General features: G+C 68.4%; 13 protein-coding genes. 5 read left to right on the top strand and 8 right to left on the bottom strand.

Annotated features, from left to right (window positions below; genetic code table 11):
* Positions 1–146: 146 nt before the first annotated feature.
* Positions 147–2177, top strand: a complete 2031-nt coding sequence (locus tag NOW55_RS08585) for a hypothetical protein (RefSeq protein WP_256399685.1) — start codon at positions 147–149, stop codon at positions 2175–2177.
* Between the two features lie 89 nt (positions 2178–2266).
* On the opposite strand, the gene NOW55_RS08580 is transcribed toward NOW55_RS08585, so the two are convergent.
* The 6 genes from NOW55_RS08580 to NOW55_RS08555 form a co-directional block, all read right to left on the bottom strand.
* Positions 2267–3541: an RNA-guided endonuclease InsQ/TnpB family protein gene (locus tag NOW55_RS08580; RefSeq protein ID WP_256399684.1), complete on the bottom strand. Its 1275-nt coding sequence runs from the start codon at positions 3539–3541 to the stop codon at positions 2267–2269.
* Positions 3542–3910: 369 nt separating this feature from the next.
* Entirely contained in the window at positions 3911–4822 is a 912-nt protein-coding gene (locus tag NOW55_RS08575) for an ABC transporter ATP-binding protein (protein ID WP_256399683.1), read from the bottom strand.
* On the bottom strand, positions 4819–5952 hold the full coding sequence (locus NOW55_RS08570; RefSeq protein ID WP_256399682.1) for a FecCD family ABC transporter permease: 1134 nt from the start codon (positions 5950–5952) through the stop codon (positions 4819–4821). Before NOW55_RS08570 ends, NOW55_RS08575 begins: the two co-directional genes overlap by 4 nt.
* Positions 5942–6895, bottom strand: coding sequence for an FAD-dependent monooxygenase (locus NOW55_RS08565; protein ID WP_256399681.1), 954 nt, complete (start codon positions 6893–6895; stop codon positions 5942–5944). The genes NOW55_RS08570 and NOW55_RS08565 overlap by 11 nt, the downstream gene beginning before the upstream one ends.
* A complete protein-coding gene (locus NOW55_RS08560) occupies positions 6892–7425 on the bottom strand; it encodes a DUF7552 domain-containing protein (RefSeq protein ID WP_256399680.1) in 534 nt (177 codons plus the stop codon). Before NOW55_RS08560 ends, NOW55_RS08565 begins: the two co-directional genes overlap by 4 nt.
* A 2-nt stretch (positions 7426–7427) precedes the next feature.
* Positions 7428–8630 carry an ABC transporter substrate-binding protein gene (locus NOW55_RS08555; RefSeq protein ID WP_256399679.1) on the bottom strand — a complete coding sequence of 401 codons (1203 nt, stop codon included), beginning with the start codon at positions 8628–8630 and terminating at the stop codon, positions 7428–7430.
* 129 nt (positions 8631–8759) lie between these two features.
* Here NOW55_RS08555 and NOW55_RS08550 point away from each other — a divergent pair, with 129 nt between their 5' ends.
* The gene (locus NOW55_RS08550) at positions 8760–9935 is read left to right on the top strand and encodes a hypothetical protein (protein WP_256399678.1); all 1176 of its coding nucleotides are present in this window, start codon (positions 8760–8762) and stop codon (positions 9933–9935) included.
* Between the two features lie 487 nt (positions 9936–10422).
* The gene (locus tag NOW55_RS08545) at positions 10423–10896 is read left to right on the top strand and encodes a redoxin domain-containing protein (RefSeq protein ID WP_256400399.1); all 474 of its coding nucleotides are present in this window, start codon (positions 10423–10425) and stop codon (positions 10894–10896) included.
* A gap of 29 nt (positions 10897–10925) precedes the next feature.
* Here the strand turns inward: NOW55_RS08545 and NOW55_RS08540 are convergent, their stop codons facing one another.
* Both NOW55_RS08540 and NOW55_RS08535 read right to left on the bottom strand, forming a co-directional pair.
* On the bottom strand, positions 10926–11222 hold the full coding sequence (locus NOW55_RS08540) for a HalOD1 output domain-containing protein (RefSeq protein WP_256399677.1): 297 nt from the start codon (positions 11220–11222) through the stop codon (positions 10926–10928).
* Between the two features lie 69 nt (positions 11223–11291).
* On the bottom strand, positions 11292–11477 hold the full coding sequence (locus NOW55_RS08535; RefSeq protein ID WP_256399676.1) for a hypothetical protein: 186 nt from the start codon (positions 11475–11477) through the stop codon (positions 11292–11294).
* A 64-nt stretch (positions 11478–11541) separates the two neighbouring features.
* Between NOW55_RS08535 and NOW55_RS08530 the strand changes: the two genes are divergently transcribed.
* Positions 11542–12093 (top strand): helix-turn-helix transcriptional regulator, encoded by a 552-nt coding sequence (locus tag NOW55_RS08530; RefSeq protein WP_256399675.1) that lies wholly within the window; start codon positions 11542–11544, stop codon positions 12091–12093.
* 143 nt (positions 12094–12236) lie between these two features.
* On the top strand, positions 12237–15626 hold the full coding sequence (locus NOW55_RS08525) for a hypothetical protein (protein ID WP_256399674.1): 3390 nt from the start codon (positions 12237–12239) through the stop codon (positions 15624–15626).
* Positions 15627–15631 lie beyond the last annotated feature (5 nt).

Raw genomic sequence — 15631 nt, 5'->3', positions numbered from 1 at the left:
ATGGCACCCCATGCCGAATTCAGTTTACAGGGGCCCCCTACCACCGATTGAACGGTTCATTGCCAGCACACTAAAATAATTGGATGCCCAACGTGTTCTCGCCCATGGGGGTGGGCACGATGGATGTACGCAATGGGGGAATCACAGTGACGAAGTTCGTGAACAGCGCTGAAGACAACTCTCGCGACGACATCGTCGTCACGTTCCGCATCGAGTCGGAACGGTCAGACGACGCAAGGGTCCGGCTCGTCCACGACTGCCTCGAGAACGAGGCGATGGCCCGGGGGATCACCTTCCGCGAGGAGCACGACCCGGAGAACTGGTCGGTCGAGAACGGCCGACTGGTCTGGACCCGCCGCGTGAACGGCGACAGCCAGCTGCTCACGGGGTACGATGTCCACCCGGACGCGCTCTCGGGCGTCGATCTGGAAGCAGCACCGGCGCTCGCCTCGGTCGATACCGCCCACCCGGTGCTCCGCGCCGGCGGTGGGGAAGAGGTCGGCGAGGGTGTATCGGCGCCCGACGCGGACCCGGCCGCCGGTCCCGACGAAACCGGAGACGACACAGCAGCCGGAGCCGACACGGCGACGGACGATGTACCACCCGGGGACGACGACGGCGGGGAACGGGATAGCGACAGTGTGGAAGCCGGTGCCGACCACGCGGTGGCCGCGGCGGCCCGTGAATGCGAGGACGGAACCGCCAGTGGCAGGGACGGCCTCGTCGACCCGGGCGGCGAACCCGACGGCGAGGGCGACGGAGCCGCCGAGCACGACGAGGAGACGGGCGACGAACCCGACGGCGACGACGAGACCGACGACAGCGTCGCCGAAACAGACGACGACCTCGACGGCGACGACGAAGCCGAGGACGACACCATAGACGAGCAGGCGATCCGGCGGGCGCTCACCGGCGGACTGGACGACTCCGACACGCCGTCGCTCTACCACCTCCACGTGGAGACCGTGTCGGGGGCGACCGCCACGGACGTCGAGCGGGTGCTCCGGTCGCTGGAGAACGCGTTCTACCTGCTCGGGAGCGACCCGACACCTACGGCCCTCCGGAACGGCTCGTTCGACCGGACCCTCGACCTCGTCGTCGGGGCGCGACTCGCCAGCGACACGGTCCGCCGTGCGGTGGCAACGCTCGACCCGGTGTCGGCCGTCGAACTGACGGCGGTCGACGAGACCGTCGTCGAGGAGCTCGACCCCGCCGCGCTCGTGATGGCCGCCGGCGACGCCGGCTGTGGCTCGGACGACGCCGGCGAACGGTTCGCGTCGCTGGCGAGCGAGCTCGACACCGGGTTCAGCGGCGAGTTCGAGTCCACGACACCCGAGGCGGTCTCGGACACGACCAGACTCGACATGACGTGGGACGAGTTCTCCATCGAGCCCGGCGCCGACGACGCCCGGGCGGAGTCCAGCTCCAGACGGGCGGGTGCGGTCCGGTCCGGCCCGGACGACGGGCGACTGCTCGACGAGCTCGTCGCGGAGCTCCAGACGGGCGTCTCCGAGCGTCAGCGCACCACCCTCCGACGCGCGCTCGGGGTCGGGCCGAAGCCGAGCGTCGCCGTTCGGTTGCGCTATCTGAGCGGCCGGGTGTCAGACCTGGCGGCGTACGCGGACGCCATCGAGGAGTTCATCGACGAGGAGGGCACCGCCCAGCAGGTGCTCGACGACCTCGACGACCGCCTCGACTCGCTCGAGGCCGAACACGCGGAGCTGACCGACCAGCTCGACCGCGTCGAGGGTGACCTCGGGGACACCGAGGCGACCGTGGAGGACCTCGGCGACTCGCTCGAGAGCGTCGAGGACGCTGTCACGGAGCTGGAGGACTCGCTGGCGGACCAGCACGGGCGCCTCGAGGAGACCCGGGACGCCATCGACGCACAGGGACAGAAGGTCGAGTCGAACGCGGCGAGCATCGACGAGAACGCCGAGGCCATCGCCGAGGGCGAGCGAAACATCGCGCTGAACGCGCGAGACATCCGACAGAACGCCGCTGGCGTCGAGGAGAACGCCGACGCCATCGCGGAGACGGAGGCCGCCGTCGTCGAACTCCGCGAGGAGGAGTGTGCGGCCATCGTCGAGCGGCTCGACCAGCTCGAATCCGCCGTCTCGGACAACACCGAGTGGCGCGAGCGGATGCGCTCTGCGTTCGACACCCGGAACGACTGACTACAGCCCGTACAGCTCGCCGAACTTCTCGCGGGCATGACATCCTCCCCGGCGTGAACGCCGGGGTTTCCTCGCGCTGGGGGTATCGCTTACCGACCCACGGAGGCAACTTGCGGGTTCGTGCGCTCCCCGTTGGGAACTGAGCGTGGTGACTCTGACCACTCGTGGTCGTCCCACTTGAGGCGCACAGGCCGTGCCATCGGCCGTACTACATCCGTCTGCCGTCTCAGGAACGTCTCCGAAGCGGTGAGGTCTGCATGACCGCCGAATCCGCACGGACACGTGAGCGTGTCGCGGTGGCGCGTCGTCCGGTCGGTCGAACCACAGTTTGGACATTCTTGAGAAGTCCACGCTTCCGAGCGCACCTCCACCGAGAGACCGTACTCCTCGGCGGTACACGCTAGCCGCGAGATGAACGCGCGGAACGCCCAGAAGTTGTGTGTCTTGGCGTTCGCTTCCACCGACCAGTGTGTATCGAGCACGTCCGTCAACGCCCCAACGAACACCGTGGCAACGCCATCGCCGTGCAACCGTTCGATGAGGTCGCGGGCGAGCGCGTCCTGAGCGTGGTCGCGTCGGCGCGTCCGGCGTCGGTACAGCGAGCGTATCCGGTGACTGCTGTACCGGCTGTTATCCAAGAGTGATTGAAGCCGAGCGATTTCCCGCGTTGTCTCGCGGAACCGCTCGAACAGGTCGCGCCCTTCGTACAGCAGTTGCGTTCCGGTCGTGGTCGTACAAGCGACGAGATTGTTCGCACCGATGTCCAGCGCGGCGGTTTCGTCCGCCAATGGGTGTGCCAGTCGAGAATTGTCGATTGTGACTGGCTGAAAGGCTCTGAATGTGCGTGCGTTCTCGTCCCAGAACAACTCTAACCGGCCCTGCTTGTCGTATTCTTTCCAGTTGGGATCGCCACGAACTTCGAGTCGGAGGCGTTCGCGATGTCCAAGCCCATACTCGTCTTTCAGATCTTGGCCGACGAGGATTTCGAGTCGGGAGTACTCGTCCCACTCGACGGAGTACGACGTGTTGCGGATGTACGTGCGGAGTTCTCGTCCATCTTCCGAGTTACCCCAGAAGCCGGGTTTGCCATTGGCTTCACCTTTCTTCTTGAGGCTGAAGAAGGACTTCCATGCTTCGCGGTTCTTCCGTTCGATTTGCTGAACGGTGGAAGCACCGAGAACACCGCCGTAGCGCCCGCGATACTCGCTGATGTCCCATACGTCTTCGTCCGGGTCGGCGTAGTGTTCGCGACGCTCGTAGGTGATTTCGTTCCAGAGAGCGGCAGAAGCGTCCAACAGGCGTCGAAGCAACTCCTCGTCCTGCCCGGACTGTGGAATCACCTCGAACGTATTGGCTCGCTTCATCGACCATCTATTATTTTCGATTGCATATAAATTTGAATTTGTGTATCGAATTACGGCTCAAATAAAACCAAGTTCGACGACTAGGGATGGTCCAAGCGGTTGAAAGAATTGAATATCAACCGGGGATGATATGGGAAGGGTTGCTCCAAAGGAGATAGAAATTCAGGGAGGATGCTCCGGAGGACCCATGAATAATGGTCGTGGCTCACTCGTGGGATTCAGGCCCACGCTGAAGGGTGAGACTGTCGCTTTGAATCGGGTAGCGTACGAGCGCGTCGCTCGCATTGTCCGTTGACAAATTACGATGGCGGTACGGCCGACCGAAAGAACCCGGGGAAGCGGAAATCGGTTCGTCGCCCCGACGGCCCGCTACTCGTGCAACGGCGAGAGCGGCGTCACCGACGGCCCCTCCGGCGTCTCCGTCACGGTCGTCTCGACCCGAAACACGTCGGCGAGCAGGTCCTCGGTGAGCACGTCCGCGGGTGGCCCACGGGCGTACACCGAGCCGTCGCGCAGCGCGACGAGGTGGTCGGCGTGGCGGGCGGCCTGCTCGATGTCGTGGAGGACGAGCACGACGGTCGTCTCGCTCTCGTCGCGGAGCGTCTCGACGATCTCCATCACCTCCAGCTGGTGGTGGAGGTCCAGGAACGTCGTCGGCTCGTCGAGCAGGAGCACGTCGGTCTCCTGGGCGAGCACCATCGCGATCCAGACGAGCTGCCGCTGGCCGCCGCTGAGACTGCCGACGGCACGCCCGCGCAGGTGGTCGACGCCGGCGAGCTCGATCGCCCGGTCGATGGCCGCACGGTCGGCCTCGCTCGTTCGCTCGAAGAAGCCGCGGTGCGGGTAGCGCCCGTGGGCCACCAGCTGCTCGACGCTGGTGCTGTCCGGCGAGATGTTCTCCTGAGAGAGCAGGCCGAGGCGGCGGGCGAGCGCCTTCGAATCCAGGGTGTGGGCGTCCTCGCCGTCGACGAGCACGCGTCCGGTGTCGAGCGGGAGCTGCGTGGCGAGCCCCTTCAGGAGCGTGCTCTTGCCGGAGCCGTTCGGCCCGACGAGCGCGGTCACCCGGCCGGGCGGCACGCGGATGGACTCGTCGTCGAGGACCGGCTCGTCGGTCCCCGAGTAGCCGATTCTGAGGTCCTCGCCGACGAACGTCGCGGCATCCGTGGTGGTGCTGGTCGTCGGGGCATCCGGCTCCGCCGCCGATTCCTCGTCCGCCCACTGCACGGCGGGACCGCCGTCGGGACGCGGGTACTCGTTCGCCTCCGGCTCGTCGGCCGTCATATCTGCCCCATCGCCTCCTGCTTGCGCATCAGGTAGAGGAAGTACGGGCCGCCGAGCAGGCCGGTGACGATGCCGACCGGGAGCTGTGCGGTGTCGCCGGCGACCACCGGGACGAACAGCCGAGCGCCCACGTCGGCCGCGACGACCAGCGCGGGTCCGGCGAAGAGGCAGCCGACGACGAGCTTCTTGTAGTCGCTGCCGACGATGTTCCGGACCATGTGCGGGACGATGAGGCCGACGAAGCTGACGACGCCCGCGACGGCGATGCTCGCTGCGGCCGCGAGGACGGCGACGCCGGAGAGCCCGAAGCGGACGCGCTCGACGTTCATGCCGAGCGACTTCGCGGTGCGCTCGCCCAGCAGGAGGACGTTCAGCTGGCGCGAGCCGGCCAGCGCGAGCGCGACGGCCAGCACCGACCACGGGAGCACCATCCGGACCTGCTCCCAGTCGGTGCTGATGAGCGAGCCGACGGTCCAGGCGCGGGCGGACTTCGCGACGGCGATGTCCTGCGTGAAGAAGAACATCGCTTGCTGGAGCGAGAGGAACACCGTGCCGACGATGACGCCGGCGAGGACGAGGCGCACTGGCGACGTACCGTTCTTCCACGCGATGAGGTAGACGAGGAGGAACGCGCCGGCACCACCTGCCGCGGCGATGAGCGGGAGGTACATCGCCAGTCCGCCGAGGAAGACGAGCGTCAGCAGGATGGCCGCGCCGGCCCCGGAGGAGACCCCGAGGATGAACGGGCTGGCGAGTTCGTTGCGCGTCACGGCCTGGAAGATGGCCCCGGAGATGGCGAGGTTCGCGCCGACGACGATGCCGACGAGCACGCGGGGCAGGCGCATGTACCAGACCACGAGGTTCTGCCGGCTCATCTCGGGCACCTCGTGGCCGAGCAGGAACGCCTGCCACACCTCGACGTCGAAGAGGACGCGCCCGTCGGTCAGCGCGCGCCAGACCTCCCCGTAGCTCATCCGGAACGGGCCGTGGCTCACCTGTACGATGCCACCGAGGACGACGACGACGACGCAAACGACCGCGAGACCGACGAGCTTCGGGTCGAACAGCCAGCCGAGTCGGGAGTCGGCGACAGCAGGGCTCGCCCCGGTTCCGACGCGCTCACCGTGCATCGTGTCCCTCCCCAGTCACGGCGGCGGTCTGGCGGTCGAGATACGACCGGATGTGCTCGTCGTCGAGATGCTCCAGAATCCGGTGGTGGGCGGTCTCGGTCCGGCGTTCGACCTCGTCCTCGCCCGTCTTCGTCTCGAAGGCGCGGTCGACGTACGACTCGCGGAGTTCGGCGAACCGCTCGCCGCTCAGGTCGTGCTCGCCGGCCTCGGTCTCGAAGTACTCGCGCCAGCGGTCGCGGTCGCCCCACTCGCCCGTGAACTCGCTCTCCTGGCGGAGCCAGTCGTAGTGCGCCGCGATGCCTTCTGGGTACCCCTCGGCGATGCGCCGGTCTTCGAGCAGCGACCGGGCGACGTGGGCACCGTTGCCCGCGGCGATGACGGCCTGCGCGCTCCGCTGGTCGGCGGGCGAGGCGACGTACAGCCCGTCGACCGGCGTCCGGCCGTCGTGGTCGGGGTAGTCGGGGTCGAAGCGCTCGTGCTCCTCGCCGTGGTGCTCGTGCAGCTCGAACATCGCGTCGTCGTCGTCCAGCGGTTCGAGGTACGAGCCGTCGTACCATGCCGCGGCGACGACGTGGTCGGCCCGGACCCGTCGGTCGTCGGCGGTCTCGACGACGAAACGGGCGGCGTCGGGGGTGTCGTCACCCGCCGCCGCGTCTGGCTCCCCTGCACGCTCGACGGCAACGACGGAGGCCTCTCTCAGCTCCGCACCCGCGGACTCGACGTGGTCGGCGAGCATCGCCTGGAACGTCCCGACGTCGATGCCGGCCGGGAACCCCGGGTAGTTCGAGAGGAACGCACAGCGCGGCAGCGCCGCCGCGCCGCGGTCGAAGACGACCGTGTCGAGGCCGTACCGGGCGGTGAAGACGGCGGCCGACGAGCCGGCGGGGCCGCCACCGACGACCACCACGTCGTGTTCGACGGGGTCCGCACTGTCGCCCGTCATCGCGTCCCCAGCCCCGATTCGAGCTGTCGGGTCACCAGTTCGTCGTCGAGCAGGGCGTCCGGTCCGGCGAGGTGGACGACCGGGCCGTTCTCGACGCGGAGCCACTCGTCGCCGCCCTCGCCGGTGAGCGTCACGGTCTGGCGGGACTCCGGCACGCCGTTCGCACGCCGCCGGTCGGTGCGCTGGCGCACCTGGGTGAGCGTGCCGTCGGTCGCGTCGGCGGTGCAGACCGCGAGCTCGTAGCGTTCGAGGCCGGGGTCCAGCGATCGGAGCACCGCCCGGTAGCGACGGGCGGCATCGCGGGCTCGCTCGGCGTGCTCGAACGTCCCGAACGTCGCGCCGTCGATGGGTTCGGGGCTCGTGCCCGTCTCCCGGCAGGCGACCGCGAACGCGCCGTCCTCGGCGGTGAGCCGTGCGACGTTCTCCCGCTCGTGTCGGAGCGTCTCGACGAGGCCCACATCGCACGCGGCCCCGTCGCCCGTCCCGGCGTGGTCGCTCGCCGTGTCGTCCGCGTCCGCCTGCCCGGTCATGCTCAGATCTCCCCCGCGACGATGTCGGCGACCCGTCCGCGGTCGAACAGCTGCTCGTCGACGCCGTAGAGCTGGCCGGCAGTCCGCTCGGTCAGCACCATGTTCGTGATGGGGCCTTGGTAGAGCCCGCCGGCGCGGTAGACGTCACCGTTCTGGACGGCCGTGAGCTCGCGCGCCGTCGGGTGGTCCTCGAGGCTGGCGACGACCGTGCTCTGGAACTCGCTCTCGGTCGTGGCCTCGTAGCCACGCAGCATGAGCACCTCTGGGTCGACCTGGAACAGCGTCTCGATGTCGATGGCCGCACGGCTCCCGTGGAAGTCCTGGATGTCGGTGCTCGCGAGCGCGTCGCGGACCCGCAGGTCGCGGAGGTGCTTGAAGCCGGTCCCCGCGCCGATGATGTACGGGTAGAACTGCTCCGGTTCCTCGCCGACGCCCCAGAGCACGGCGACCTCGGGGCGCTCGCCCTGCGTCGGGACGTGGGGCGCGAGGTTCGACTGGAACTCGTCGTGGACCTCGGTGAAGGCCTCGTAGCGGTCGACCCGCTGGAACACCTGCGCGAGCTTCTCGAACGCCTCGTACAGGCTGTAGTACCGGTAGTCCGAGTGCCAGGGGTAGTGCTGGGCGTAGATGCAGTTGCCGAACAGGGGTGCGACGTTCTCCTCGACCTCCGCCACGTCGCCTTCGTCCCAGCCGTCGAAGCGGTTCATCAGGAAGTTGGGGTCCATCACGTGCACGTCGGCGTCGACGCTGTAGAACAGCTCCTTGCTGACGCCGCTCTGGTAGAGCGACACCATGTCGCTCTTGTCGACGGAGACGCCGTCGATGCTGTCGTAGTACCGGGTGTGGTAACGTCCCGTCAACCAGACCGCCTTCGGGGGCTCGAGGCCGAGCGCGACGCCCATGTCGGCCCAGCTCCCGTTGTTGGCGACCCACGTCTCGGGGACGCTGTCGAACTCGACGGGTCCGACAGGCTCCATGGTGACGCTGTAGGGGCCGGTCGTCTCGGAGGACTCCTCGGACGTGGATGCCGTCGTCGAGTCGTCCGTCGTCTCGGGGGGCGTGGTCGACGTCGGCTCCCGTGTCGGTGTCCCGTCGCCGGTTCCGGATTCTGCGAGACAGCCGGCCAGCGCAGCCGCCGTCGCGAGTCCAGCACCGGTCTGCAGGAAGCGTCGGCGTGTCGAATCGTCGTACGAGTCGGGGGTCATGAGTTTTAGGCTAGCCTAACAATTTAAATCACTTTCGAATTTTAGGCGGACCTAATCCACTGTTGCACGGGCCGCCGGCGAACCGCTCCGGCACCACGACTTTCCCGGCGGCAGTCGAACCCCCCGCCCATGGCCGCAACCGTCTCCCGCTGGGCGCGTCGCTACGTCGGCATCGCCGTCGCCTCCCTGCTCGCGTGGCAGGTCGGCCTGCTCGTCGGCGTCCCACGCGGGACCGAGGTGGCGCTGGGCCTGTACGGCTTCGTCCTCCACGTCGTCTTCGGGAAGGCGTACTCGCTGGTGCCGTCGTACTTCGACCGCGAGCTCGCCGAACCCCGGGCGGCGATCGTCCAGCTGCCGCTCACCGCCGTCGGGGTGGCCTGCCTCGCGCTCGCACCGTTCCAGGGCACGCCCGACGCGCTCGAACCTGCCGGCGCGGTGCTGTGGACCGCCGGCGTCGTCGTCTTCGTCGGGACGCTCGCGTGGACGGTGCGGGACAACCTCGCGGGTGCCGAGACCGGGACCGGCGGCCCGAACGCCCACCGCGAGCGCGTCGACCGCGCCGCCAACGCCGTCGTCCCAGTCGCACTCGCGTACCTGCTCGTCGGGAGCTACGCAACGCTCGGCCTGGCCGGGGTCGTGCAGCCGGTCTTCGACGGCTACCCGGCCCGGGTCACCCACCTGCTCGGGACCGGAACGGCGACGCTGCTCGTCTTCGGCCTCGGTGTGCGACTCCTGCCACGGTTCCTCGTCGCCGAACCGCCGAAGCCCCTGGTCTGGGTCGTCCTCCCCACTGGCGCGGTCGGTCCGGTCCTGCTCGCGGCGACCCTCCCCGCTGGGCGCTGGTTCCACCTCGCCGCCGCCGTCGAGACCGTCGCCGTCGTCGGCTACGCAGCCATCGTCGCCACCCTGTTCGTCCGCTCGGACCGTCGGCGGACGGCGCTCTACGGCGTGCTCCTCGGGGCCATCGGTGGGGTCGCCGCGGTCGCGCTCGGCCTGTGGTTCGCGTTCGTCGGCCTCGACGGCGCGTTGATTCCGGCCCACCGCCGGCTCACCCTGCTCGGCTTCCTGGGACTGACCGTCGTCGGCGTCTCGCTCCAGTTCTACCCGCCGAACGTCGGCCGCTGGCCGGGCTGTGACGACCGGACCGCGCTCGCGGCGATGGCGCTGCTCGCGGCCGGCGTCGCCGTGCAGACGGCCGGTGCCGTGCTCCTCGCCGAGACGGTGGCGACCGCCGGTGTCGTGCTCGCACTCGCCGGTGCCCTCGGTTACGCGTACCTGCTCGCGGGCGCGTTCGCGACACGGTGAGCTGTCGGCCGACGGGCCTGCGGCCCTCAGCCGTCGATGGGCGACCAGGGGCCACGCTGCACGGCGAGGCGCCCGTAGTACAGCACACCGATGCTGCCGGCGACGACGAACACGGCCGGGACGGCCCGCAACCCACGAAGTCCGTCAGGAGCACCGCCGCACCCCAGCAGCCGAACGCCGCGGCCTGGAGGACGTGGTAGCCCACCGTCCCGCCGAACGGTCGAAGCCCGCGGGCAGCGAGCACGAGCGCGAGGACGGTGATGGCGAGGGCGACCGGGAGCGGTGGGGAGTAGACGTCGAGTGCGACGAGCGCGAGCGCCAGGAGGCCCACGGCGGCACCCAGCGCCACCTGCGGGTACGACACCGAATCGACGAGGGAGGACATCCGCCCGACGGTACCGCGACGACGCTGAAAACCGTTCGGTCGGAGCACGGCCCGAACGTGTGCGGCCGGCGAACCTTGTCCGGGACGACCGTAGCCCCAGCCATGGTCTCGACAGGCGACACCGCACCGACGTTCACCGCGACGTACGGAACGAGCGACCACGAACCGTTCGACCTCGCCGACCACCTCGGTGACGGGCCGGTCGTCCTCGCGTTCTTCCCCGGGGCGTTCACGCCACCGTGTACGAACGAGATGGTCGCGCTGCAGGAGCGCCACGACGAGTTCGCCGCGGCCGGCGCGACGATACTCGGGGTGAGCGCGGACTCGCCGTTCTCGCTCGGCGCGTTCCGCGAGGAGCACGACATCGAGTTCGAGCTCGTGAGCGACACGGCCGGCGATGGCATCAGGGCGTACGGGCTGGAGATGGACATCCCCGACCTGGGGCTGTACGACATCGCGAACCGGGCGGTGTTCGTGGTCGACGACGGGGGGACCGTGCGAGACGCCTGGATCGCAGAGGACCCGACGAACGAACCCGACTACGACGCGCTACTCGACGCAGTCGGGGCGAACTGAGTCCAGCATCTGAGGGGAGTTGAGACGGGTCAGAACGTCTCGTACACCGAGACCTCGCCGTCACCCCGCACGCAGACGTCGAAGTCGTCGACGGAGAAGTCGATGCTGACGGCGGCCCCACGGCCGGTCTCGATGCCGTGGGCCACGAGTGCGTCGAGGGCATCCGTGTCGATGTGCTCGTACAGCGGCCGGATGCTGGTCGGGTCCATCCCTGCCGCCCGACCGAGTACTGTCGCGACGGTCGTGCTGATCGATTCTCCGATTGCGAAGTCGTGTGCTCCTCTCGCCACTGGCTCTGGAGGAATGCCGTCGTCACTTGCAGCCATGGAGTTTATAATGCAGCATTATATTTATAGGTCAGGTTTATGAATACCGGGTGGTATCTGTCAGGGGTCTTATTCACGCGACGACACGTCGTTCGAATCCGCGAGCAGATTGCCGGGGTAGCGTCCGTGGACGACGACGCCGGCGGCAGCACGAGCCACGGTGTTCGTCGGTGCCGCGTCCGCCGTCTCCCTCGCCCAGCGACAGTCGGCGGCCGGGACCGGCGAGCGACCCGCCGGCCAGCGGTCGCGACCCACCGCGAACGGCGGGGAGTTTACAATATACGTAAACCTGAAGGCCGACGAGGCCGTAGCCCCTCCCATGCCGTCGACCACCCCCTTCTCGTCGTCGCTCGTCAGCGACACTGCACGCGACCACGGCGTCGACCCCGGCCACCTCGCCGACGTGCTCGCGACCATCCACGACGACCTCGCCGACAGCGGCGACGCCATCCAGAAGCACTACGACGACGAGTACGACCAGCCCTGGCACACCACCGACGACGGGCTCGCCACGGTGCTGTTCGTCGGCACCGGCGTCTGGAGCCAGCTGACCGACCGGCTCGACCTGCCCGCCCGGGACCGCGACGCCGCAATGGCAGTGCACGCCGCGTTCGCACAGGCCGTGATGGACGAGTCCGTTCCGGGGAGCGACGCCGTCGTCGTGCCGAGTCCCACGGTCGCGACGCTCGTCAACGCCGGCCTCTCACCCCGGCAGGCACAGGTGCAGGCGCTCCGCGACGGCGGGAACACCCAGCAGGCCATCGCGACCGAACTCGGCCTCGACCTCGGCACCGTCAAGACCCACTGCTACCGCATCGACCGGAAGGTGCGGGAGGCGGAGGCGCTGCTCGACGCCGTCGAGTCAGAGTGACGAGCAGGCCACGTCACGACCACCTCCTGCGTCGCCATCGTCGGGTGTTCCGGAGTTCGTCGACCCGACCGGGAGGACGCGGGCACACTGTTCGAGGCCAGAAATTTTAATCACACCGATAATACATCTCTGGTCGTTCTACGATGACCGACGACGACGACGGCGTAGATGACCGTAGTCCAACTCTCTCTCGACGGACGATGCTCGGAGGCGTCGTCGGCACGGCGGGGCTCCCGCTCTGGCTCGAATTCGAGCGGGAGTCCCTCGACACGGCCGGTGTACGGACCGACACCGCCCCGGACGAGGAGATGATTGTCCCCACTCCGTCGTATCCCGACGACCCGTTCCTCATCACGCAGTTCGGCGACCAGTACTTCACGGAGCCACCGGTCAACGGCTGGGACCCGGTCTCCCACCGTGAACAGTTGCGGACCATCCAGGGTTTCCATCCAGATGCACTCGACTGGGACTCGCTGATGGCGTTCGACGAGGGCGACATCCGGACGTACGAGAGCCAGAACGCACAGTTGGCGTACTCACTGGAGACGGGGCTCCCCGGAACGGTCGGCCGCAACGTCACCATCAACATCCCGGACGACGACGCGGTCGAAAAGTACCAGGCCGTCTTCGACGCCCACGACTGGCGATTCCCGGACGGCTCCCCCGTCGAGCATCCGAACGACCTGCTCGCGGAGCAGTTCGACGGAACGCCACACGATATCGAGTACGCCTTCGAGACGAACGGTATTCCATCCGTTTTCGCTCCGGGTGCCGTCGACGTCCTGATGTACGTCGCACGGAAGCGGCTGGCGGCGGGCTACTCCACGTTCTGGATCGACGGGATCGGCGTCTTCCGGTTCCAGGGCCTCGACTTCTCGGTCTGGGCGCAGGACGCGTTCAGGACGCACCTCGAATCGCTCGCGGCGGACCGCCGACGGGAACTCGGTATCGACGACCCCGCGTCGTTCGACATCCGTGAGTATCTCCGCGACGAGGGGCTCGCGCCGGACGACGGCGGCGACCCGTTCGAGGACCCGGTGTTCCGCGAGTACCTCCTCCACCACCATCGAGGAATCAAGGACTTCTTCGCTGCCTGTCGGCAGCGCCTCCAGGAGCTGTTCCCGGAGCGGATGGACGCGGGTGACATCCAGCTCTACGGGAACCACTTCATGGGGGGCTTCGGCCATCCACAGGCCGCGAACATCTACGTCAGCGACCACCTCGACATCATCCACGTCGAGCACTTCCCCCGGGTCGACCCGGCCGTCGACTACCACTACAAACTCGAGCGAGCCATCGGCCGGTTCTCGAAGCCCGCCACCGCCAAGGGCACGCTTACCGAGCTGGGCGAATCGAACCCCGGCGGCTTCGACCCCGAGAACCAGTACCCGAACCTCAAGCGGTTCCAGGTCGCCGAGTCCTACGCGATGGGCGCACAGCTGAAGATACCGCTCACGGGCGGCGCCGCATACTCGACCGACCAGGTGGTCGTCAACTGGATCCAGGCGGACGGGACAGTCCCGGAGCGCCTGCAGTCGTTCGTCGACTTCCTCTGGACGCACGAACGCTTCCTCGACGACGTCGACCCCGACGCCAGGGTCGCCGTGGTGTGGTCGCTCCCGACGCTCCTCTGGAACAACGAGCGGCAGTGGAACGTCGGAGTGGCCGGCGACAGCCCGCGGATCTCGTCGTTCGTCGGGACGACGACGCTCCTCCGCGAAGCACAGATATCCTACGACGTGCTCGTCTTCGGCCACCCGAGTCTCTGGGACGACGGCGACCAGCTCGACCGCCTGGCCGACTACGACGCGGTCGTGCTGCCGGGCGTCGAGAGCGTCACCGACGCCCAGCTGACGGTACTCGAAACGTACCTCGGGGACGGGGGCCACATCGTCACCAGCGGGTCCGCACCCTCGCGTGACGGGATGTACGAACCCAGAGACGACACCGCAGCCGTCTTCGAACACGACGGGACGACCGTCCTCGCGGACGACCCGGGCCGCACGAAGAACCAGCGTGGGGAGACCACCGGCGAGCTGCGTGCCGCACTCGAATCCGCAGGTGTCCGGTCGGCAACCGCCCGCGACGACCCGACGCTCTCCGTGAGCCGACACGTCCAGTCGGCGCCCGAACGGGTCGTCGTCCACGCGCTCAACTACGATTACACGGTCGAGACGGACACGTTCGAGTCGAAGACCGACGTCGAGCTCTCGATTCCAACACCCGACTTCGCGGTGGGGGCCGCCCGGTACTACACCCCCGAGGAGCGCACCGACCTCTCGGTGACCGAGGACGGGGAGACGCTCTCGGTCACACTGCCGGAACTCGACGAGTGGGGGTTCGTCGTCCTCGCCCCGTCGGCCGACGCGCTCGTCGACGGTGCCGCCGAGGTGGACGCCCGCGCCCGGACCGAGGCAGTCGAGACCGAGCTGACCGCCGCCAGCGAGGACGGTCGCGACTGGGCGGATTCGTTCGTGAGCGCCGAGGTGTACCAGGACGCCGCCGAAACCGCCCTCGAAGCGAACGCGTACGGGCAGGCACTCGACGCAGCCCGGACCGCGGAAGAGAAACTGGCCGACGCGCACCCCCGGCCCGTCATCGGCATCGACATCGGACACGGCCAGCCGCAGTCCGTCGACGCCGACGACCCGTTCGCGCCGCTCCGCGAGACGTTCCCCCGCTACGACTACCGGATGGTGGACGGCTGGGACGAGACCGCACTCGCCGAACTCGACGTCCTCGTCGTTCCGCCTGCCCTCGCCTACCGGGGGGCAGCGTACGGGTTCGCCCCCGACGAAATCGCGGCGGTCGAATCGTTCGTCGACCGGGGCGGGAGTCTGGTCGTCCTCGCCCGTGGCGGCGTCGACGACGGCGTCGACGACCTGACCGAGCCGTTCGGCTTCCGGTTCCAGGGGCGGCCCGTCGTCTTCCCCGACGGCGAAGACCCACGCGTCGAACCCACGTATCCCGACCACCTCCTCACGAGGGGCGTCCCCGAGATCACGTTCAGGCTCGGGACACCGATCGCGGAGCGTCCGTCCGAATCGACGGCCCTCGCCAGCCTGCCCGAGGACAGCGAGGCGTGGCTCCACACAGAGCAACCCCTCAGGGAACGGAGCAGCGACGAGGAGTCCGCCGCCGGCTCGGAGATGTACGCCACGGCGAGCCACGGCGACGGTCGCGTCACGCTCTTCGGCATGCACCGCTACCATCTCATGTCGGACAGGTTCGCCAACGTCGAACAGGTCGTCGGCACCCAGCTCGCGGTCCTCGGACGCGAGGCCGCGCGTGCATCACAGGAATCGACGGATCCGACCACCACGCCGACCCCGAGCGAAACGGCGTCGCCGACGCCGACAGCGAGCACCGCCCCTCCCTCGACGTCGACTGTACCGGAGACGTCCGCTCCGTCGTTGACGACCAGTACCGGGTCGGACGGTGGGAGTCCTGGGTTCTCGCTGACGACCGGTGCGCTCGCGGGAACCGCCGCCCTCCTCACCGGCTGGCTCTGGAACCGGACTGAAGACGAGTGATGCGG

The organism is Haloarchaeobius litoreus (assembly GCF_024495425.1).
Taxonomy (GTDB): Archaea; Halobacteriota; Halobacteria; order Halobacteriales; family Natrialbaceae; genus Haloarchaeobius; species Haloarchaeobius litoreus.
This window is presented reverse-complemented; position numbering and strand designations above follow the sequence as displayed.